This window comes from Marinobacterium jannaschii DSM 6295, assembly GCF_000620085.1.
GTDB classification, from domain to species: Bacteria; Pseudomonadota; Gammaproteobacteria; order Pseudomonadales; family Balneatricaceae; genus Pontibacterium; species Pontibacterium jannaschii.
This window is the reverse complement of sequence record NZ_JHVJ01000010.1, coordinates 1-19,509: the sequence shown is the minus strand read 5'-3', so window position 1 is coordinate 19,509 and position 19,509 is coordinate 1. Positions and strand designations below refer to the sequence as shown.

Below are 19,509 nucleotides of genomic sequence, written 5' to 3'. Positions count from 1 at the left end.
TGGAGACAATATAAGTGACTATCGAACGCAGTGGTTCCACTCAACGCATGAGCAAAATCGTCAAGCACAACGGTACCGTTTACCTGTGCGGCCAGACCGCCGGCGAAGCCGAGTGGGATATCGCTGAACAGACCCAGCGTTGCCTGGACAAGATCGATGCCCTGCTGGAAGAAGCGGGCAGCGACCGTAACCACATCCTGTCTACCACCATCTACGTGCGCGATATGAAAGACTTCGCCGCCATGAATGCGGTATGGGATGCCTGGGTTGCCGAAGGTGAAAAGCCTGCCCGCGCCTGCGTCGAAGCACGCATGGCCCGCCCTGAGATCCTGGTGGAATTCACCGTGATCGCGGCTGAAAAAGCCTAAGAGTTATACAGCTGCGCGTGGCGTACTTTGCGCTGCGCGCGGTTTTTTAAACCCCTACCGGGCTAAACAGTCCGCAGCTTGGGACGAGGAATACATCCCAACAAATCCATCTCAGATAACTACCTCGCCGCCAGCTTCTCCAACAATTCGGCGAAAGACTCATCCGGCATTTTACCCGCCGTATCAATCCTGACTACCTCATCACCCCAGGCTTTGTACTCCCGCTCCTGCACCTGTTGCCAGCTGGGTAATCGCAGGTTTTCGATTGAACTCTCGCGGCTTTCTACCCGGTATTGGTGCTCTTTGGCATCAGAGCAAGCAATCTCGATATTCACAAAATTTTCACCCAGCCCGGTTGTCACTTGCTGCCATTCATCCCGCGACAGCTGGATCGGGTTGCAGCTATCGGCCACCACGCTCAGCCCCAGTTCAAGGTTGTCCCGGGCGATACGGTAACTCAGCCGATACCCCTCCCCCACGACCTGCATATCACAGAGATCACGCAGTCCCTGCTCCACCGTATCGATCCGAAGATAGACGGCTTTGAGGTGACTGGAAAGCATCCGGGCAAGGGTGGACTTGCCAGACCCGGGCAGGCCGGAAAAGATATAGAGGGTTCGTGGATTCATAGAAAGTCCGTTTATCCGTTTATCCGATTGGCATCGGAGTGCTGAGAATGAAAAATTTATAAACCCGTCACACGTATGGATCACCAAGCACCCAAGCGACAATCGATCGACTCGAATTTCTAAAAAGACCTCGCTTCGGTGCACGGTACGTTTGCAGAAAAATATCAGCAGCCCTTTGTTTCCCAATGACTTTGCTTGAGAGCTTTAACCAAAGATAAGCATTCCCATACAGAACAATCAAAAAGTACAGAAACCAAATCAGAAAAAATAGAATGATAAAAAGGAGATCAATCAAGCCGAACTGGCTAGCAGGCTTATCTAAATATGCGGCTAAAATGCTATCGCCTGGCAGCTCCATCAGTAAGTACACAGGCATAAACATATATACAATTGCCGGCCCACCACAAAAAATCTGAAGTATCGAGTCAGTAGCCTTGCGCACGAGTTAATTCCCTTAACTGATATCGGTTTGACGTAATAGATTGTAGATGACGCTATACCCAATCGCAGCCTATAGCTGAGCCTGCGCCTGACAAGACGCCCCAGTACCACCTATGGATTTCACCCTGTTTTTTAAATAACTCATCACACTACCCGCCGTCAGTTTAAAAGCCGGATCGACATCCATGCCAATGCTTTTCAGGCCCTTGGCTGTCCACTTATTGCAGGTGTTTGTCAGGTAATAATCGCCAGTGCCCTGAAAGAACTGGCTGTTGCCATAGATGCCATTTTTTAACGACACAACAGCCCCCTGCTCCGTGCGGGCAAAGCTTCCTGCCAGAAATTTCGTCAGAGACGCCAGTTCCGCCTCAGTGAGGCATAACTGCTCGACCTCACTATGCGCAAAGTAGCCCTCGACATCATCAGGCACCGCCACGGCATGCACCACCGATGCTGTCGGCCAGAAGATTGCCTGCAACGTCAGTCCAGTAGTGATCTCCTTGGCCTGATAAAACCCCTTATCGCCCCAACCAAACTCGATAAAAGGCGTGTCGCTAAATCGCTGATACAGCGCCGGAATCTCAGCCTGTATTGGCGGCGCAGGCACCACCAGGCCTGTATGCCAGCCATGACTGACAACATAGAGTCTATGTGGCCCAGCTCCCGAATAAGTACCCGAATAGGCCACGACATCTGGTTTGGCTGAGCAGCCCGCAATAAATGCCGCAAAGCTGACGACAACAAATGTTTTCAACAGGTTAAATCCCTTTCTGACTGTTCGTAGGTTGGGATGAGGAACGAATCCCAACACTCCCCTCAATTGACGTTACCAATACTGTTGATCATCCAAGGCTCTGACGCAGCAGGTCTCTCCTGCTACCGCTTCAATTTCAGAGCCATCCAGAGCCTGGGCAAGCCAGCCATGTGGAAAACTGAGTTTCAGCGGTGCTTTGATAACGTTTTCGCTGAGCGGCTGAAATCCGACTTTGCCATAGTAATTCGGATCGCCATAGGTAAGCGCCAGCTCGACACCCCGGGATTGCAGCTGCCCAAGGCCAAAGCGGATCAGCTGCTGGCCGACGCCCCGTCCCTGACATTCGGTTGCAACTGCAACCGGCGACAGCAGAAATGCGACTTTATCGGTCGGAAGGGTAAAACGACTGAAGAAAATAGCGCCGGTCAATCTGTTATCTAAGCTGGCGACAAAGCCGATCAGATCGTCCTTGTCAGTCGTGTCAATCAACTCTGCGACGAGGCTTCCGATCAGCCGGCCTTCAGCCTCACCCTCGGCATCGACAAACACATCGCTAAACAGTCCGATCACTTCCTGAGATTGCGCCGGGTTAAACTCTGAAATTTCCATAACAACGCTATCGCCTACAGTTGGTTTAATTCCGCCTCCGCAAAACGCCTGCGCAACAGAGACGCCAGAGGCCTACTTACCACCGGCCAGGTCGATAAAGGAGCCGGTAACATAGGAAGCGTCATCCGACAGCAACCACATAATCGCATTAGCAACCTCCTCCGCCGTGCCGCCGCGCTGCAACGGGATCTGCGCGGCCAGACGGTCGACCCTACCCGGCTCGCCACCATCTGCATGCATATCGGTATAGATAAAGCCCGGCCTGACGGCGTTTACCCGAATCCCCTTTGCCGCGACCTCAAGCGACAGCCCTTTGGTCAGGGTATCCATCGCACCCTTGGATGCGGCGTAATCGACATACTCAAAGGGAGAGCCGGTACGGGCAGCTGCAGAGGAAACATTCACAATCGCCCTGGCTGCTTGCGCCCTTTTAAGGAAAGCCCTGCAGCAAAGAAAGCAGCTGGTGACATTGGTGGTCAGCACCCGGTTAAAGCGTTCAACGCTCATCTCCTCCAACGGCATCTGGGTAAATAATACCCCGGCATTGTTTACCAGATGGGTAACACTGCCATATCTAGCCTCCACGGCATCAAACAACGCCTCCACCTCAGCTTCAACAGAGACATCCGCCTTAAACGGAAAAGCGGTGCCACCCTCTTGCGTAATCTCAGTCACCACCTTTGCGGCACTGTCCGCATCGGAACGATAATTCACACAAACCGCATAGCCACTGGCGGCCAGACGTTTCGCAGTAGCAGCGCCGATGCCGCGACCACCGCCGGTAACTATCACAACGTTCTTCATAAAATGCTCCAAAACCTGTGCCTGCAAAAGGCAACATTAGAATCCTGGTACAGAGTCTAGCCTTCAGCGCACTTTTCGCGGCCCTGACCTCTCTCACTTTGCTCGGCAGCCTGTCAGTGTCAGCAGGACACCCATAAAAATATCCTGCAAAAGCACAGGCTCAAAACGGCCAGTGCCAACCGACCTATACCGGCATATACAACCGCTTCGACTGCGCCAGGCCTTTCAGCCATTGATTCCCCACCTGCCCGGCATATCGCTTCAGCTTGTCTATCCGTCCCAGCGCGCGACTGAGTTGTAAGCCTTGTGGCTGCATCGCCCGTAGCCACTGTTCGGCATCAATTCCGAGTCTCTGCAATATCGGTGGCAAACCGTCAGGAATATGGCCTCGCTTGTCATCACGACAACAACGCCCGGTCCAGTCGACCAGTGCAAAGTAGTCTGCCAGATCGAACGGAATTGCCCGCTCGATATCCGACTGCTTCGGAGACAGCGGCCTCAGTACCGGCAAAGCGGCTTGTGCCGGTTGCTGTTGGTATTCCCGAATACGCTGCTGGATAGAGGTAAAGTCAGAACGCTCCGGGCTATCAGCCATTGCGGCCCGCACCGGATTCAGATCGACATAGGCCATACAGGTCAGCAATCCCTGCTCGTCCAGCAGGGCCTGGCTCTTAAAACGCCCCTCCCAGAAGCGCCCGGTACAACCATCTTCCTGATTCGCCTGCCGGGCAATATGCTCATTGAGGCAGCGCATAAACCAGCTGATATCACCCAACCGACTGCGCCATTCAGCGACGATCTCTGCGACCTTATCCAGCTCTGCTGGCGATCGACAGGTACCGTCCAGAAAACGCTGAATCAGTAACGGCCCGGTAAACAGCAGCCTCCAGCGCCGGATCACCTCAGCATCCGTCCAGTCTTCGGCCTGGGCCTGATCCACCCGCAGCACCAGGTGATAGTGATTGGACATAATGGCATAAGCACAGATATCGATCGCAAATACCGCATCCAGCTCCGCAATGCGGCCAAGAATCCATTGCCGCCTATGCTCATAGGACTGACCCGAAAACGGATCGTCGCCACACAAAAAGGCGCGGCGAACACAGCGGGCAATACAGTGGTAATAAGGGGTATCGGGCAGGCTTACCTGCTCACAGCGGGCGCGGGTCATCTGAACTCCTCCATGAGATTCATCTGTTGCAGCCATTCCGTGGCTACCGGGATTGACTGTAGATCAGCCAGGCCCGGCTGTAAATTTTGGTGGGTGTCCTTTTGCTATTGTTTGCTATTGGTGGGTGTCCTTTTTCTACTTTATGCGGCCAAGAATCCATTGCCGCCTATGCTCATAGGACTGACCCGAAAACGGATCGTAGCCACACAAAAAGGCGCGGCGAACACAGCGGGCTATACAGTGGTAATAAGGGGTATCGGGCAGGCTTACCTGCTCACAGCGGGCGCGGGTCATCTGAACTCCTCCATGAGATTCATCTGTTGTAGCCATTCCGTGGCTACCGGGATTGACGGTAGATCAGCCAGGCCCGGCTGTAAATTTTGGTGGGTGTCCTTTTTCTATTCTGTGGGTGTCCTTTTTCTATTCTTTTCTAACCCAAGCCCTGCAATAGCTATCACCATAGGTATAGCCCCATATTACTGGCCACATAGATCCAAGCGTAATTTGTCGCAAAGATGTTTCAGTTGGGCCGATTCTTCTTCAGATAAGGATGCCTTGCACGCCATCGCTTCGGGGATTGCTGAGGCGCGTTCTTGTAGTGCACGTCCCTCGTCGGTGAGATGCAACAGGCAAGAGCGTTCGTCATGCTTACAGCGCACCCGTTCCAGCAGTCCTTTGGCTTCAAGGCGCTTTAACAGAGGCGTTGTCGTACCTGAATCCATATGGAGTTTCTCGCCCATTGCTTTAACGGTGATGCCATCCTCAGCCCAGAGCACCATCATCGCCAGATACTGCGGATAGGTCAGATCTAGCTCTAATAGTGCAGTTCGGTACGACCTCACCATTGCGTTCGCTGCACTGTACAGGGAAAAGCAGCTCTGCTTTTCAAGGCATAAGGCGGATTCGCTGTTATTAACAGGCATATTCTTATTCCTATTTGATATAAATGGTGCGCGCAATTAACTTGCGCACAACCAAACATGAAATTAAGATAGCTCTCAAGTTGGTTGCGCGCAAGTTAATTGCACACCAGAGTTAAATTCTATCAGGATGATACTTAATCTCAACTGCGACTCGATGGTTTCTTATGAACATGATCAAGATGGTATTCGTAGCTGCAGCACTACTGCTTTCCCTGACTGAAGCCAGCATGGCAGCACAATCCGGATTGGAGCTTACACAGAGTGCTGATGACGTCGGTGCGTTGAGGTTAATAAATCATCCGGACCCAATTGAACTGAAAGTTTTACAAGATCTTAATTTGAGGATACACACATGAAAAACGTCGCAATTGTTTTCGCTTTGGCTTCTGCTATCTTTACTGGTGCCGCTTCTGCAGGTGCTTTTGGTTACGGTAACAGTGTTAGTGTTGAACAGAGCCAGCTTGGCTCGGGTGTTGAAATCAATAGCAACACGCATTTTGTAAGTAAAGAGCAGGTTGAACTGAGCAGCTTCTCCGATTCTTCTGCCTATAATCCAGAACTCTACACCCAGCACTAAGCAGAGAGCTAAGTTCAGAGTTAGATTCTGACAGCATAAGCTCACTGCAGCAGGCCTGGCAGCGTTCCCTTCCGCTGTCTGGCTATAGCAAATAACCCAGCGATTAGGCTGGGTTTTTTGTGCTTATTGTTTAAGGTGTCCGCCGATATCGTAATCAGGTCCTAAGCTCCGCTGGCCGGTGTTCTTTGGCGTGCTTGACGTCTTTATCTGCAGCACCGGAGCCTGGAATGCTATTGCTTTAGAAAAATCAGCGCCTATCTGAGGCCAGACTGAACCGCCTCGGATATTCCGGAGACTATTTTGTTTGAGTCAGGCCACGTCATCCGGGCCTCTATCGCGATCTAAACAGCCAGCGGGCTAATAGAAGCGCTGTTGAGTTTGAATAGTTCGGGATATCTGGCTTGTTTCTGCGGCTAAGCTCAGCGGGCTCTGAGGGATTGGGTAGGCTTGAAATCGCCGCTATGGGATTCGAGTGTTATTTTTGGCTGGGGGCGCCAGCGATGGTCGTCACGGCTTACGGCGGACCAGTTACCACTTGCCCCTTTCTGCTAGCTCTTCAGCTTCTTGCGGATTCGGCTGAGGGCGACGGGGGTGATGCCGATATAGGAGGCGATCTGTTGCAGGGGGATGCGGTCGGCGAGGTGGCCGTCCTGTTCCAGGAACTGCAAATAGCGCTGTTCGGCGCTGAGTTTGACGAAGGCGCTTTCGCGTTCTTCCTTCATGATAAACAAGGCTTCGAGGATGGCAACATAGGTTTCCAGGAAGCCGGGTTGTTGCTTCATCTGATTGTAGAACGGCAGCCATTCGAATTCGAGGCAGATCACCGGTTCCAGCACTTCGATGCTGAACAGGGCTTCGCTCTGGCGCACCATAGCGCGGGTAGAGCCGGAGATGGAAGGGGCGGCGATAAAGGCCTGGGTAAACTCTTTGCCTTCGGGTGAGACGCTGGCATAGCGCACCAGTCCGGTGGCGAGGAAGAACAGCTTGGGGGCAGGTTCGCCCTGGCGAAACAGGTACTCGCCTTTGCGATAGTGGCGCAGCACGGGCTCCAGCCCCAGCACGCTGAAGTCGGGGCAGTCGAAACCCTGCCCCTTGCTGCGAAAGTATTCCAGAAACAGCTGTTCTGCCTGTTGTTGATTCATACCGTGGTTGCCTCCTGCTGCACTTCTTCCGGCCGGGTCGTTATCAATAACAGGGCAAGCAGGGTTAAGGCAATTCCCGGCAGTATTAACAGGCTGAAAAATATCCCCGCACCCTGCTGCCACAGCACCACCAGCGTCGGTACCAGGTAGGTGAAGGCCAGCAGTTTCTTCGGCCCCACGGCGCGCACCAGGTACTGCTGCAGTACTGCGGTGATCACGGTGGTAAACACCGTCAGGTAGAGCAGCGGCTGCCAGAAGGCGATGTCATGCCACTGTACCTGTGCCAGTCCCTCGCCCAGCAGCAGGAAAGGCAGCAACATCAGGCTGCCGCAGAACAGTATCCAGAATGCACCTACCGGGGCGGGCATAAGATGACCCCATTTCCGGGCCAACACGACATGCAGCGCCAGACTGACGCAGGCCAGCAGGCAGATCAGGTCGCCGCTGTGTAGCTGCAATGACTGGCCGCGACTGGCCAGCAACACCCAGACGGCGCCGGCTGAGCCGAGGATAAAGCCCAGCAATGGCAGCCAGGCGGTGCTGTTACGCAGGGCCAGCCAGGCGATCGCCACGCTGAAGATCGGCACCAGGGTATAGATCACCGCGGTATTCAGGGCGGTGGTGGTCTTCAGCGATTCAAACAGGCCGAGGAAGAACAGCACCATAAACAGGCTGGTGAAGCTGTAGCGGGCGATCGCCGCGACGCTGGCATAGCGCTTCAGCTGCCCGGCCACCAGCGGCAGCATGATCAGGCTGGCGATCATGAATCGCAGCCCGGTGCTCACCACCGGCGAGGCGTGCCGTACCATCTCGGCCGAGATCACAAAGGAGGAGGCCAGCAGGCTGACCCAGGTCAGCAGGGCCAGCCAGGCATAGAGTGTTTGCCGGTGGCTGCCCCCGCGGCTTACAGGTTGATTGACGGGATGGCTCATAGCGACCTCACAAAGCGATCGAACAGGTATTCGGCCACCGCCAGGTCCAGGTCGACCGCCAACCGGCTGGCCAGCTTGTCCTGCAACGCAGGCGCAGAGTCGATGGTTTCGATGCGGGTCTCGCCCCGGCTGAGGTGATGGATCTCACCGTTACGCAGTGACAGGGTGTGGTCGTCAAACTTGCGGCACACCACCAGGTTATTCACAAAGCCCGCCTGCGGGTGCTTGTGGGAGTAGAAGTGTCCCGTTTCGCAGTCCGCCTCGTTGTAGCGCGCCCGGTCGAAGGTATAGAGGGTGAAGAATTCGCCCTCCTTGAGGATCTGGAAGCAGTATTCGCCGCGCTGGTTTTGCTCGATGCGGTAGCAGTTGTCCCCCTGATCCTGCACCAGGCCCAACTCCAGCTTGAGTGGAAAGCGCGGGCCGAAATGGCCAAAGCCGACATCGACGATATATTCCTCGTCGCCCAGGGTCAGCAGGCTGATACGGTGGGTACGCGGCACTTCGACATCACGGTTATAGATCACCCGTCCCATCAGGATACGTGGATTAAAGCCCAGCTCGGTCATGACTTCGAAGGCCAGCTTGTTGTGCTCGAAACAGTAGCCGCCGCGCTGCTGTACCACGATCTTGTTATAGAGGGCCTCAGTGTCCAGCGGCATCTCCTGCTGCAGCGCCACCGCCAGGTTGTTAAAGCTGTAGCGGGTGACATGACGCTGATGAATCAGGCGCAGCAATTCCAATCCGTCCGTGGCGAGCTCATTCTCGCCAAGGTGATAGTCGGCCGGATCGATCTCCAATGCGCGCAGGTAGTTGTGGCTTAGTGTTGTCATGTCAGTTACTCCTTTACTTGGTGGGGCCAGAGTAACCGGGCTGGGAGGAGGAATAATTAACCTGAGTTTAGTGCCGTAACTTTTTGCTGGAGATTAGTTGCTAGCACAGCGGCAGGTAGATATCGGTGATGTTCTTATGCTCATGTACCTGAGGGATCAGCGTCAGATGGTGAAAGAAGCAGGGATCGTCACGCAGCTGCTCGCCACTTTGCGGCAGCCAGTCGCAGTAGAGGTAGCGTACGCTGTCGCCGATGTTCTCGAGGGTGCCGTGGTGGCGTAACAGGGCACAGCGCCCGCCCGGAATCAGCCCTTCGACAATGCCTTCTCCGGCAGGTATCCGGTTCGCCGTCAGGCTGCAGGCAAGATCGATATAGAACGCCTCCGGCTCGACCTGCTCCGGGTCCATATAGATCAGGTTAAAGGTGCGGGTCTTATCCGGCGCCAGGCCGACGCTGCGGCGGTAGGCGATAAAGTGCTGCACCGACTGATAAATCAGCGCGGGGTCGCCATGATGACGGTAGACGGCGAGCCGGGTCTCGGGATAGTCGACGATCTGCACCTGCTGGTCACGCTTGCCACGAAATGGCAGCGCCTTGTATTTCTCCACCCAGGGCTGCCATTGCGGATTCTGGCGGAAGTCGCTCGGGGTCTGGCTGAAGGCCTTGCGAAAGGCACGTGCGAAGGCCTCCGGGCTGTCAAAACCGGCCTCCAGGGCGATATCGATAATGCGCAGTTGCGGATCAAAAACCAGTTGCCAGGAGGCCCGTTTCAGGCGCTGTAACTGGATTACCCGCGCCAGTGTCATCCCAGTCCAGGCGGAAAACTGGCGGTGGAAATGAAAGCGGGAGATATGTGCCACCTGGCTCAGCCGGTCGAGGCTCAGTTCCTCATCGAGGTGGTGATCGATATAGTCGATCACCCGCTGTATCGGGGCTGGCATTTCGCCCTGTACTGTCTGCTTCATGCTCGGCTCTCTTTCAGTGACGCCGTATTCTCTCAGAGCCTGACAGAAACCGCCTGACCAATCTTGCTCTGCACTCAGAATCAGCAGTGACTCTCAGCACCCTGATTCTGAACATCCGGGTAACAGCGCGACAACACCCCGTTAGTGGCCGCTGGCGCATTCCTTATCTCCGGCATCCCCGTCGGAACCTGTGCGCTTGCTTTAAGGCTGCTGACGCGTGGCCGCGATCACGATCTCGCGGATGCAGACGCCTTGCGGTTGCTGGAAGGCAAACAGGGTTGAGCGGGCAATATCGTCCGGGCTGATCACCCCATCCATGCTCTCTTTCCAGGCTTCGTAACCGGCGCGGATCTCATCCGAGGTGGTATGCGACAACAGTTCGGTCTCTACCGCGCCCGGCGCAATCGTAATCACCCGCACATTATCATCGGCCACCTCTTCGCGCAGGTTCTCGCTGATGGCATGGACCGCGAATTTGGTACCGCAGTAGGCGGCATGGTTCGGGAAGGTCTTGCGCCCGGCGATGGAACTGATATTGATAATGGTACCGCTGCGGCGCGCTTTCATATCCGCCACCACCGCATGGATGCCATTCAGCAGGCCCATCACGTTGATATCGTACATCTGCTGCCATTCGGCCGGATGTTGCTGATCAAGCTGACCCAGTAACATACAGCCGGCGTTATTAACGATGCCTTCTGCCGGGCCATACAACGCTTCCGCCTCCCGTACCGCCGCCAGCAGCGCATCACGCTCGGTTACATCGACCTGACGGCAGAGCGTATCCGGCAGTGCCAGCGCTTCGAGACGCTCTACCCGGCGCGCCAGCAACAGCAGGGAGTAACCCGCCGCGCTGAACTGACGGGCGATCGCCGCGCCGATTCCGGAGCTGGCACCTGTAATCACAACCAATGGCTTACTCATAACTGATCCTCTTCAACTTATCTGATCTGAAACTGCATTCGGGGCCCGAATGATGGCTGCCATTGTAGGGATCGCTATAATTTGATAAATACGACCAATCTGAAATTACTGTTAATTACTAATGAACAATCTTAACTGGCAGGGCATTCGCTCCTTTCTGGCGGTTGCAGAGCACGGCAGCTTTACCGCTGCTGCTGAAGCGACCGGCTTTTCCAAGTCCAACCTCAGCCAGCAGGTCAGTGCGCTGGAACAACAGCTGGGCGTGCAGCTGCTGTTACGCAGCACCCGCAGGTTGCGCCTGACGGAGGTGGGCGAAGGCTATGCCGAGCAGTGCCGCCGCGCCCTGCAGCAGCTCAATGATGCCGCTGACTGGGCGGTACAAAGTACCAGCAGCCTGAGCGGACGGATCAACGTTAACTCGGTGGGAGGGCTGATCGGTGAAGAGGTGGTGGCGCCGTTGCTGATTCGTTTCCAGCAACAGTATCCCGGTATTGAGATTGCGCTGGATTTCTCCAGCCGCAGCGAAGACCTGCTGGCCGGAAATCTCGATCTGGTGGTGCGGATCGGCGAGCTGCCGGACTCCAGCCTGGTCGCCCGTCCCCTGCACAAAGTCAGTACCCGCTATGTCGCCAGCCCGGACTTTCTGGCCCGGGCGGGCGAGATCGACCACCCGCAGCAGCTGAAAAGGTTACCGTTAATCTGTGGCAGCATCCGTGAGTGGCACTTCTATAGAGATCAGGAGCACTGCATCGTGCATGCCGGTGAAGGATTTCGTATCGCCAATGGCCGGGTAATGCTACAGGCCGCCAAGGCGGGCCTGGGGGTCGCCCGGCTGATCGATATCTATGTCGATCAGGCCCTGGTGCGGGGCGAGCTGGTCGAAGTATTGCCGCAATGGCGACTGGATACGCCACTGTCACTGGTCTGTCCACCAGCACGGCACCGCCTGCAACGGGTGCGGTTGCTGATGGAGTGGTTACAGGCAGAATTCCGGCAGGCCTATAGTAGCTGCGCCCGTTCAATGTAAGCGGGCACTGACTTAGCTGCGGCCATAGTCATCATCAAAGCGGGTGATATCGTCCTCACCCAGATAGCTGCCGGACTGCACCTCGATAATCTCAAGCGGGGTGACGCCGGGATTGGATAACTGATGGATCTCGCCGACCGGTATATAGGTGGACTGGTCCTCGCTGAGGATCATCAGTTGATCACCACAACGGACCCTGGCAGTGCCTTCCACCACCACCCAGTGTTCGGCTCGGTACTGGTGGCGTTGCAGTGACAGGCTGGCACCGGGGTTTACGGTGATCCGTTTAACATGGTGACGCTCGCCCCGCGCCAGGGTTTCATAGCAGCCCCAGGGACGCAGTACCTGGCGATGATGCAGCCGCTCCGCCCGCTCGGCGGCGGCCAGCTGGCTAACCAGTCCTTTGACATCCTGTACTTTCTTCCGGTCGGCCACCAGCAGGGCGTCGGCGGTATCAACAATCACCAGATCCTCGACGCCGAGGGTGCTCACCAGCTTATGACCGGCCTGGATATAGCTGCCGCGGGTCTGCTCGGTAATGACGTCACCACGGATCACATTCTGTTGTGCATCCTTGTCATGCAGATCCCATAAGGCCCCCCAGCTGCCCAGATCACTCCAGCCGACATCCAGCGGCAGCATCAGCCCCTGCTGGGTGTATTCCATCACCGCATAGTCAATAGAGATATCGGGGCTCTGGCAGAAGGGTTCCGGTGCGATGCGGATAAAGTCCTGATCCTGTCGTGGTGCAGCGATCGCCTGCCGGCAGGCCTGGAAAACCGCCGGACAATGCTGCCGTAGCGCCTGCAGATAACTGTCGGCACGGAACACGAAGATTCCGCTGTTCCAGTAATAGTCACCGCAATCGAGGTAGTGCTGCGCGGTAGCCGCATCGGGCTTTTCACAAAACTCAGCGATACGACATAGCTCTGCCCCGGGCCGGATCGCCTCGGCCCGGATATAGCCGTAGCCGGTGGCGGGCGAGTCGGCGACCACGCCGAAGGTCACCAGGCTGCCATCGGCAGCAGCATCGATCGCCTTCATCAGCTGGCGCTGAAACTGCTCGGTATTGCGGATCTGGTGGTCGGCAGCCAGCACCAGCATTACCGCGTCCGCCGTACCTCTCTGCTCTAGATCCAGCGCCGCCAGCGCGATTGAGGGCGCGGTATTCCGCCCCTCCGGCTCAAGCAGGATACGTGCCCGAATGCCGATCTGCCGCAGTTGTTCGGCCACCAGAAAGCGGTGCTCCTCATTGCTGACCACAATGGGGGCATCAATACCGCAATCCGGCAGCCGCTGCAGGGTCTGCTGCAACAGGCTCTGCTCGCCGCTGAGGCAGTGGAACTGTTTCGGGTGCTGGACACGGGAAAGCGGCCAGAGACGGAGACCACTGCCTCCGGCAAGAACAACAGGAACGATCATCAGGAACTGCTTCTGAGAGTGAATGCGAAACGGTAGAACCGCTCAGGAATTATAAAGGAGATCCCCCTGTTGATCCCAGTCAGGAATAGCTATCTGGTCAGGCTCCTGTGATAATCGCCGCTTTTCTACAGAAATCGCCAGAATCCGCCATGCGCCTGCTGAAAACCGCTACCCATCCTGAAGCCTCTCCCGACGACGGTAACACCCTGCATCGCCGCGCCTGCCGCGCCATTATCCTGGAGGGCGAAGAGATCCTGCTGCTGTACACCCGGCGCTACGACGACTACACCCTGCCCGGCGGCGGGGTCGATGAGGGCGAGGCGCTGGAAGACGCTCTGATCCGCGAACTGCAGGAGGAAACCGGGGCACATAATATCCGCGATATCATTCCCTTCGGCCGCTATGAGGAGTTTCGCCCCTGGTATCGCGATGGCCATGATGTAATGCATATGGACTCCTACTGCTACCACTGCCAGATCGATGCGGAGCTGGGACCGAACCGGCTGGAGCCCCATGAACTGCAGAACGGCATGACGCCTGTCTGGATCAATATCCATGCAGCACTGGCCCATAACGAGCACACCTGGGCCCACAGTGAGAAGAAGGGATTGTCACTGCAGCGGGAGATCTACCTGCTGCGACGAATCAGGGATGAGCTGCTGCAGGCTTAAATCGCAGTCGCGAACGGGGCCGGCCGGGCTTATCGCGACTACACTTTGCAGTACCCCAACAAACTGCCATCCGGCCGGACGTTAGCCGCGAACCGGCACCAAGCTGTCGCCGTTCGCTACTGCCATGTAAGGCTTTCCAGACAACGCTGTACTCTGGGAGGTATCAATCATGCTCTCTGATCCACAGGGCCATCCCCTGACCGGGGCCTCTGAGCCTGCCCTGGAACTCTACAATCAGGCGCTATCCGCCTTTAACCTCTATCTCGATGATCCGGTAGCCCTGCTGGACAGCGCCATCGAACAGGCACCGCAGTTCAGCATGGCGCATATAGTGCGCGCCTATCTTTATGCCTTTGCCACCGAGCCGGCCGCCGCCAGCGCCGCCCGGGGCTTTACCGCCGATATTGAATCGCTGGCGCTGTCCGCCCGCGAGCAGTCGCTGCTGCACGCCCTGCAACCGTTACTCGAGGGTAACTGGGGCGCTGCCGCCACTGCGCTGGACTACCATAACGTCAGCTATCCGCTGGATCTGGTGGCGCTGCAATCCGGCCATCTGATGGATTTCTACCGCGCCAATGCCCGCGATATGCGCGACCGTATCGCCCGGGTACTGCCGCAATGGTCACCGCAGACGCCGGGCTATTCGATTGTGCTGGGGATGTATGCCTTCGGCATCGAGGAAAGCGGCGACTACCACCGTGCCGAGGCGATGGGACACAAAGCCACCGAGCTGGAACCCCGTGATTGCTGGGCCCACCACGCTGTCGCTCATGTGCTGGAGATGCAGGGCCGTACCGAAGAAGGTATCGGCTGGATGCGCGAGCGCGAGCTGCACTGGGCCCAGCCGGACAACTTCTTTAAGGTGCACAACTGGTGGCACCTGGCGCTTTGCCATCTGGACCTGCAGCAGTTTGATCAGGCACTGGCGATCTACGATGGCCCGGTGCGCAGCGAACGCAGCGAAGTGGCGCTGGATATGGTCGACGCCTCCGCTCTGCTCTGGCGCCTGTCACTGGCCGGCCGGAATGTCGGCGAGCGCTGGCAGGAGCTGGCCGCTTGCTGGGACCAGCATGCCGATGCCCGGCTCTACCCATTTAATGACTGGCACGCCGTGATGGCTTATCTGGGGGCCGGACGCTATGACCGGGTCGACGAGATTCGTGCCGCCTTCCAAACCCAGGCCGGCAACAACACCGAATGCGCCGCCTGGGCCACTCAGGTGGCACTGCCGCTGATAGAAGGCTTCTTCTCCTTCTGGCACGGCGATTTCCGTAAGGCCGCGCACCAGTTGCATGAGGCGCGCTTTATCGTCAACCGCTTCGGCGGCAGCCACGCACAGCGCGATATTATCGACTGGACCCTGACCGAGTCAGCCCTGCGCGGCGGCCTGACGGATCTGGCCGAGGCGATGGCCCACGAGCGTCTGGCGCTGAAACCCGACAGCCGCATCAACCTTAACTTTCTCGCCCGCGCCCGCGAGGCAGCCTGACCAGCCGGCACTAAAAGGGTGCCGACGGGCACCCTCCCGGCCAGCATAATCATCGCCGGGTCTGGCGTAGTTCACACCAGCGTCTCAGCCAGGACGACCTTAGGCTTGCTGATTAAAAGCTCGCTTAGTCCGCTCGCGATTCCTTCACCAGCGTCAGCTTAAGCGAACGGCAGAAGTCACAGTGCGGCAGCGTGATCCGCTTATGGAAGGCCAGCCGGCCCGAGAGGAAGGAGTCCGACACCGACAAGCGCTCCATCACCGGGACTTTATAGAACACCGGATAGCGCAGTCGGTCGGGTTGATATTGACCGCAATTGCCTCCCGGATCAGACCAGCAGCTCTTAAACCTGTAGGCGGCAGGACGCACTGCAGGCACCGTCTGCCAGACACAGCCATCGGCCCCCCGGTTACACAGGCGGATAAAACCGGCGAACAGCATCAGGTCACCATCGCGGTCGTAGAAAAATTTCAGCCGGTTCACCCGTACCCAGATCAGGCGGTAGTTGCTGCGATCCTGCGAATGAACATAGAAAGGTACCACTGGAATAAGCGGGCGGTGCAAGGGACTCTGATCGATCTCTGAAAAGCTGCTGTGAGGGCCGATTCTTGCTTGCAACAGCGGGCTGCAAAGAAACAGCAGCACCAGAAGTAAGACACGCATAGGCGGGTACCTGCGGGAAGCGATAGCCCACAAGCCCCGGAAACCGCCTTCAGCGCCCTGCCCTTATCATCTACCTGAGGTATAGACCCTCAAGCTGATTTCAGGCTGAACAGCTCAGGCCTGGCCTCAGCGATATTGTGCCGCCGAGATAAACTGACCAAAGGTTTCACACCAGATAATCGCCGTGCTGTAGCGGGCCGGATTCAGGCCTTCCGGCAGGGATAGCAGGAAGCCATCGAAGCTATCAATATCGCCTATCCGTACCATCTGATCCTTCAGACGGTTGAAGTCGGCTTCAGTCTCGACAAATTCAGGTGACAGATACAGTTTGTAGTCCGGCCCGGGTGCCAGCTCTCCCTGAAACACAATCGCATCGGCAGCCACCGAGAGCTTTCCCTCACCCCAGTGCAGGAAGTCACTGTCTTGCAGGTCTCGCTTAAACACGCCTTCATACTCAGCTTTCGCCGCCACCGCCTGCATCACCGCCGAGGCCGGTGATTCAGTCGCGGTAATCACGGGTAACAGGTAGATACCGGCGGAAAAACCAGCGAACGCGATGGCGAGATGACTCAGGGTAAGCAGGAGCAGTTTTTTCATAGCAGTCTCGGAATCCCTTACAGACGTTTTCGCACAGTATATCGTATATGCGATCGACCGGTTGTGATCCGCAAGTTAGCCCGAAAGCTGTAACCGCAGCTGAAGCGAGAAAAGGAACACCGCCTTATCCGCAGTGTCCCCGGGCGGGTCAGCGATCTGAAGCAGCTATTTTCTCCACCGGCACCCAGTACTCCAGGATAGAATCCGGATGCTCAAACGCAAAGCGCTCGTCATAGAGTTCCAGCTCGGGCCCGCCGGTATGGCGATACTCACTGGCTGGCAGCCAGTCGCGGAATATCGCTTCGATGGTTTCACCGATTCGGCTCAGCGGCCCCTGATGAGTATAGCAGGCATAGGTCTGCGCAGGTATTTCAAACCGCTTTAGGTTCGCACAGCTTTTACCTGGCTTGACCTCAAAGCCCGCCATATAGGTCATTCCCTGCAGCTGATCATTGGCCGTCGAGGAATCAACCACACCCCAGTATACCGTGGCAGCAATATTCTGCTTTTTGACCTCAGCCTGCATCTGCTGCCAAAGCCTCGGCAGTAATTCCATCGCATCAGGATCAGGTGATCCGAACGCATTAAACCGGGTATCCAGACCACACAACTGTTTGGCCTGATGACTGATAATTTTTGGTTCCATCTTAAACTCTCCATCTCTTGATAAGGCAACGCCGGGATCAAGCCGAGGAAAGAGATCACAGATCTGACCACGCAACCGATACCGGTTGGGCGACAATCCAAACTGCTGACTGAAAGCACGGCTGAAACTCTGCTGAGTCTCAAATCCAGCCGCTACCGCAATATCAAGAATGGCGCGTTCCGTATCAACCAACGCAGCCGCCGCAATCGACAGACGACGACAGCGGCTGTAATAGCCCAGGCTGTAACCGAAACAGGCGAGGAAAGTCCGCTGCACCTGCCAGCGGGACCAGTGCACCTGCTGCGCCAGTTCGGTCACAGACAGCGGGCGTTCCAGGCAGGTTTCGATCGATGCGATAACTTTTTCCAGACGTGCTTTTTTCATAATCTCTGTCCCTCAAACTTCGGCTCAAGATTGCCATGTTCCGGCACGCCCGGTTTATCCGTTTGGAGCAAGTTTTCGCTTTGATAATCCAAAGCAGGTACGAACAGCCGTAAATCACCCTGCAGCTTAACAAGACTGGCTGTTCACCGATCAGGTTCTATCCCTTCCCGGATAGAACCCCAGGGTAAAGCGCGGAGCGATCACGCCCGGCGTGCCCTCCGTAATCAGGCGGGTTAGCGGTAACCCTGCTCAGCATCTGCCTGGTACTCGTTGAACACCGAAACCTCATTGCCGCTACTGACCGCATAGACGGCAAAGCTATCCTTGCGGGCGCCGGGCATATCCATACCGGGACCGCCGGATGGCATCCCCGGGACAGTCAGCAGGCGGGTATCGCTCTTGCCCGCCAACAGACGCTTAATATCCTGTGCAGGGACATGCCCCTCGATCACCTTATCGTTGACGACGGCGGTGTGGCAGGATGCGCCTTGCTTAGGCACCCCGAGACGGCGCTTCAACTCGCTCAGATCATTCATCTCTATATCCTGCACCTGAAAGTTGTGTTCTTTCAGATGACTGATCCAGGCCTTACAGCAGCCACAGGTCGGACTGTGATATACGCGAATATCATGTACTTCAGCATTGCGCCCCTCAGCCCAGAAAGGGTCAGCGGCCTGAACAGAAGACAACGGCAGGAATGCAGCGCCCAGCGCCACCAGAATAACTAGCTTTTTCATAGTAATAGCTCCGAATGAATTAACTGAATGCCGATAGATTCAGCTAAGCAACTTCGGCGGTGGGGATGGGGGCGGTGCGCGGCTACCAAACAGGCCAACACCTACCTGCTGTATATGAGCGTTACTTTCTATTGCGAAATCGACTGACGTAAGACCTGGCAGTGTTGCCATCGCACAATTACAGACCGTGCCATTACAGTCGGTCAAATCCGGACAATCCTGGCCGGCATCACAACACTGCATAACGGCATCAGGTATAGAAGATAACTGAGGCAGTTCAGGTAAGGACAGACTCAGGGTCAGAGCGAGTGCCAGCAAGGTCACAAGCAACCAATGCCCCCCTCTTCTTTCTGTACTCACCCTATACTCCTGCATCCGGTAATGACCGTCAGAATCCACGGCCTCTATGGCAATAATAGTGGCACAGGGAACAGCAGGATTAAAAGATATCGATCAATAATTATGAAGGTATCGAGTACAGAGCCAGTGCTTTTCAATCACTGCTGAGAGCAATAAGGCTACGACGCAAACTGTTCGATCACCCGAAGGAAGTTATGACTTGTCCGAAACGACGAGAGGCCATCTACAAAACAGCCTTCCTAAGCTTGGTAACGGGGCGGGACTGGAAGCAACGACCTTCCCGGCCGTTATAAAGAGCCGAGTCCGGCGTACTCTTCTCCGGCTTACAACCCGCAGGGCATTTTGAACTACCCTAAAACGACGAAAGGCAGCCATAAAGGCTGCCTTTCTATATTTGGTAGCGGGGACAGGATTTGAACCTATGACCTTCGGGTTATGAGCCCGACG

22 protein-coding genes are annotated in these 19,509 nt (G+C 56.2%); 5 read left to right on the top strand and 17 right to left on the bottom strand.

Features of this window, described 5'->3' with window-relative positions; translation table 11 throughout:
- Window positions 1-14 precede the first annotated feature (14 nt).
- On the top strand, window positions 15-368 hold the full coding sequence (locus Q354_RS0107975) for a RidA family protein (RefSeq protein WP_027857142.1): 354 nt from the start codon (window positions 15-17) through the stop codon (window positions 366-368).
- Between the two features lie 119 nt (window positions 369-487).
- Here Q354_RS0107975 and Q354_RS0107970 read toward each other — a convergent pair whose 3' ends face one another.
- From Q354_RS0107970 to Q354_RS0107940, 7 genes are all read right to left on the bottom strand, one after another.
- Window positions 488-997, bottom strand: a complete 510-nt coding sequence (locus Q354_RS0107970) for an AAA family ATPase (RefSeq protein ID WP_027857141.1) — start codon at window positions 995-997, stop codon at window positions 488-490.
- 67 nt (window positions 998-1,064) lie between these two features.
- Window positions 1,065-1,439, bottom strand: a complete 375-nt coding sequence (locus Q354_RS0107965; RefSeq protein ID WP_027857140.1) for a hypothetical protein — start codon at window positions 1,437-1,439, stop codon at window positions 1,065-1,067.
- Between the two features lie 69 nt (window positions 1,440-1,508).
- The gene (locus tag Q354_RS0107960; protein ID WP_027857139.1) at window positions 1,509-2,192 is read right to left on the bottom strand and encodes a TIGR02117 family protein; all 684 of its coding nucleotides are present in this window, start codon (window positions 2,190-2,192) and stop codon (window positions 1,509-1,511) included.
- A 72-nt stretch (window positions 2,193-2,264) separates the two neighbouring features.
- Window positions 2,265-2,801 carry a GNAT family N-acetyltransferase gene (locus Q354_RS0107955; RefSeq protein ID WP_027857138.1) on the bottom strand — a complete coding sequence of 179 codons (537 nt, stop codon included), beginning with the start codon at window positions 2,799-2,801 and terminating at the stop codon, window positions 2,265-2,267.
- A 72-nt stretch (window positions 2,802-2,873) separates the two neighbouring features.
- Window positions 2,874-3,605, bottom strand: a complete 732-nt coding sequence (locus Q354_RS0107950; protein WP_027857137.1) for an SDR family oxidoreductase — start codon at window positions 3,603-3,605, stop codon at window positions 2,874-2,876.
- Window positions 3,606-3,789: 184 nt separating this feature from the next.
- Window positions 3,790-4,776, bottom strand: a complete 987-nt coding sequence (locus tag Q354_RS0107945) for a hypothetical protein (RefSeq protein ID WP_027857136.1) — start codon at window positions 4,774-4,776, stop codon at window positions 3,790-3,792.
- Window positions 4,777-5,252: 476 nt separating this feature from the next.
- Window positions 5,253-5,699 carry a MarR family winged helix-turn-helix transcriptional regulator gene (locus Q354_RS0107940; RefSeq protein WP_036229022.1) on the bottom strand — a complete coding sequence of 149 codons (447 nt, stop codon included), beginning with the start codon at window positions 5,697-5,699 and terminating at the stop codon, window positions 5,253-5,255.
- Window positions 5,700-6,051: 352 nt separating this feature from the next.
- On the opposite strand from Q354_RS0107940, the gene Q354_RS0107930 reads away from it, so the two are divergent.
- On the top strand, window positions 6,052-6,276 hold the full coding sequence (locus tag Q354_RS0107930; protein ID WP_027857133.1) for a hypothetical protein: 225 nt from the start codon (window positions 6,052-6,054) through the stop codon (window positions 6,274-6,276).
- A 548-nt stretch (window positions 6,277-6,824) separates the two neighbouring features.
- Here Q354_RS0107930 and Q354_RS0107925 read toward each other — a convergent pair.
- The 5 genes from Q354_RS0107925 to Q354_RS0107905 all read right to left on the bottom strand — a co-directional run bounded on the left by Q354_RS0107925 (window position 6,825) and on the right by Q354_RS0107905 (window position 11,068).
- Window positions 6,825-7,418: a Crp/Fnr family transcriptional regulator gene (locus Q354_RS0107925; RefSeq protein WP_027857132.1), complete on the bottom strand. Its 594-nt coding sequence runs from the start codon at window positions 7,416-7,418 to the stop codon at window positions 6,825-6,827.
- Window positions 7,415-8,350, bottom strand: coding sequence for a DMT family transporter (locus tag Q354_RS25010; protein ID WP_084332516.1), 936 nt, complete (start codon window positions 8,348-8,350; stop codon window positions 7,415-7,417). The genes Q354_RS0107925 and Q354_RS25010 overlap by 4 nt, the downstream gene beginning before the upstream one ends.
- Complete coding sequence (locus tag Q354_RS0107915; RefSeq protein ID WP_027857131.1) at window positions 8,347-9,180, bottom strand: arylamine N-acetyltransferase family protein; 834 nt, start codon at window positions 9,178-9,180, stop codon at window positions 8,347-8,349. Before Q354_RS0107915 ends, Q354_RS25010 begins: the two co-directional genes overlap by 4 nt.
- 100 nt (window positions 9,181-9,280) lie before the next feature.
- A complete protein-coding gene (locus tag Q354_RS0107910) occupies window positions 9,281-10,144 on the bottom strand; it encodes an AraC family transcriptional regulator (protein ID WP_051559982.1) in 864 nt (287 codons plus the stop codon).
- A gap of 201 nt (window positions 10,145-10,345) precedes the next feature.
- Window positions 10,346-11,068: an SDR family oxidoreductase gene (locus tag Q354_RS0107905; RefSeq protein ID WP_027857129.1), complete on the bottom strand. Its 723-nt coding sequence runs from the start codon at window positions 11,066-11,068 to the stop codon at window positions 10,346-10,348.
- A 121-nt stretch (window positions 11,069-11,189) separates the two neighbouring features.
- Here Q354_RS0107905 and Q354_RS0107900 point away from each other — a divergent pair, with 121 nt between their 5' ends.
- The gene (locus Q354_RS0107900; protein ID WP_027857128.1) at window positions 11,190-12,095 is read left to right on the top strand and encodes a LysR family transcriptional regulator; all 906 of its coding nucleotides are present in this window, start codon (window positions 11,190-11,192) and stop codon (window positions 12,093-12,095) included.
- A gap of 12 nt (window positions 12,096-12,107) precedes the next feature.
- Here the strand turns inward: Q354_RS0107900 and Q354_RS0107895 are convergent, their stop codons facing one another.
- A complete protein-coding gene (locus tag Q354_RS0107895) occupies window positions 12,108-13,517 on the bottom strand; it encodes a mannose-1-phosphate guanylyltransferase/mannose-6-phosphate isomerase (RefSeq protein WP_027857127.1) in 1,410 nt (469 codons plus the stop codon).
- Window positions 13,518-13,666: 149 nt separating this feature from the next.
- Between Q354_RS0107895 and Q354_RS0107890 the strand changes: the two genes are divergently transcribed.
- Window positions 13,667-14,188, top strand: a complete 522-nt coding sequence (locus Q354_RS0107890) for an NUDIX hydrolase (protein ID WP_027857126.1) — start codon at window positions 13,667-13,669, stop codon at window positions 14,186-14,188.
- A gap of 169 nt (window positions 14,189-14,357) precedes the next feature.
- Entirely contained in the window at window positions 14,358-15,677 is a 1,320-nt protein-coding gene (locus Q354_RS0107885; protein WP_027857125.1) for a tetratricopeptide repeat protein, read from the top strand.
- A gap of 124 nt (window positions 15,678-15,801) precedes the next feature.
- Here the strand turns inward: Q354_RS0107885 and Q354_RS0107880 are convergent, their stop codons facing one another.
- From Q354_RS0107880 to Q354_RS0107865, 4 genes are all read right to left on the bottom strand, one after another.
- On the bottom strand, window positions 15,802-16,338 hold the full coding sequence (locus tag Q354_RS0107880) for a hypothetical protein (RefSeq protein ID WP_027857124.1): 537 nt from the start codon (window positions 16,336-16,338) through the stop codon (window positions 15,802-15,804).
- A 126-nt stretch (window positions 16,339-16,464) separates the two neighbouring features.
- Window positions 16,465-16,935, bottom strand: a complete 471-nt coding sequence (locus tag Q354_RS0107875) for a DM13 domain-containing protein (RefSeq protein ID WP_027857123.1) — start codon at window positions 16,933-16,935, stop codon at window positions 16,465-16,467.
- A 148-nt stretch (window positions 16,936-17,083) separates the two neighbouring features.
- A complete protein-coding gene (locus tag Q354_RS0107870; RefSeq protein ID WP_027857122.1) occupies window positions 17,084-17,965 on the bottom strand; it encodes an AraC family transcriptional regulator in 882 nt (293 codons plus the stop codon).
- Between the two features lie 233 nt (window positions 17,966-18,198).
- Complete coding sequence (locus Q354_RS0107865; protein WP_027857121.1) at window positions 18,199-18,702, bottom strand: DUF411 domain-containing protein; 504 nt, start codon at window positions 18,700-18,702, stop codon at window positions 18,199-18,201.
- Window positions 18,703-19,509: the final 807 nt, after the last annotated feature.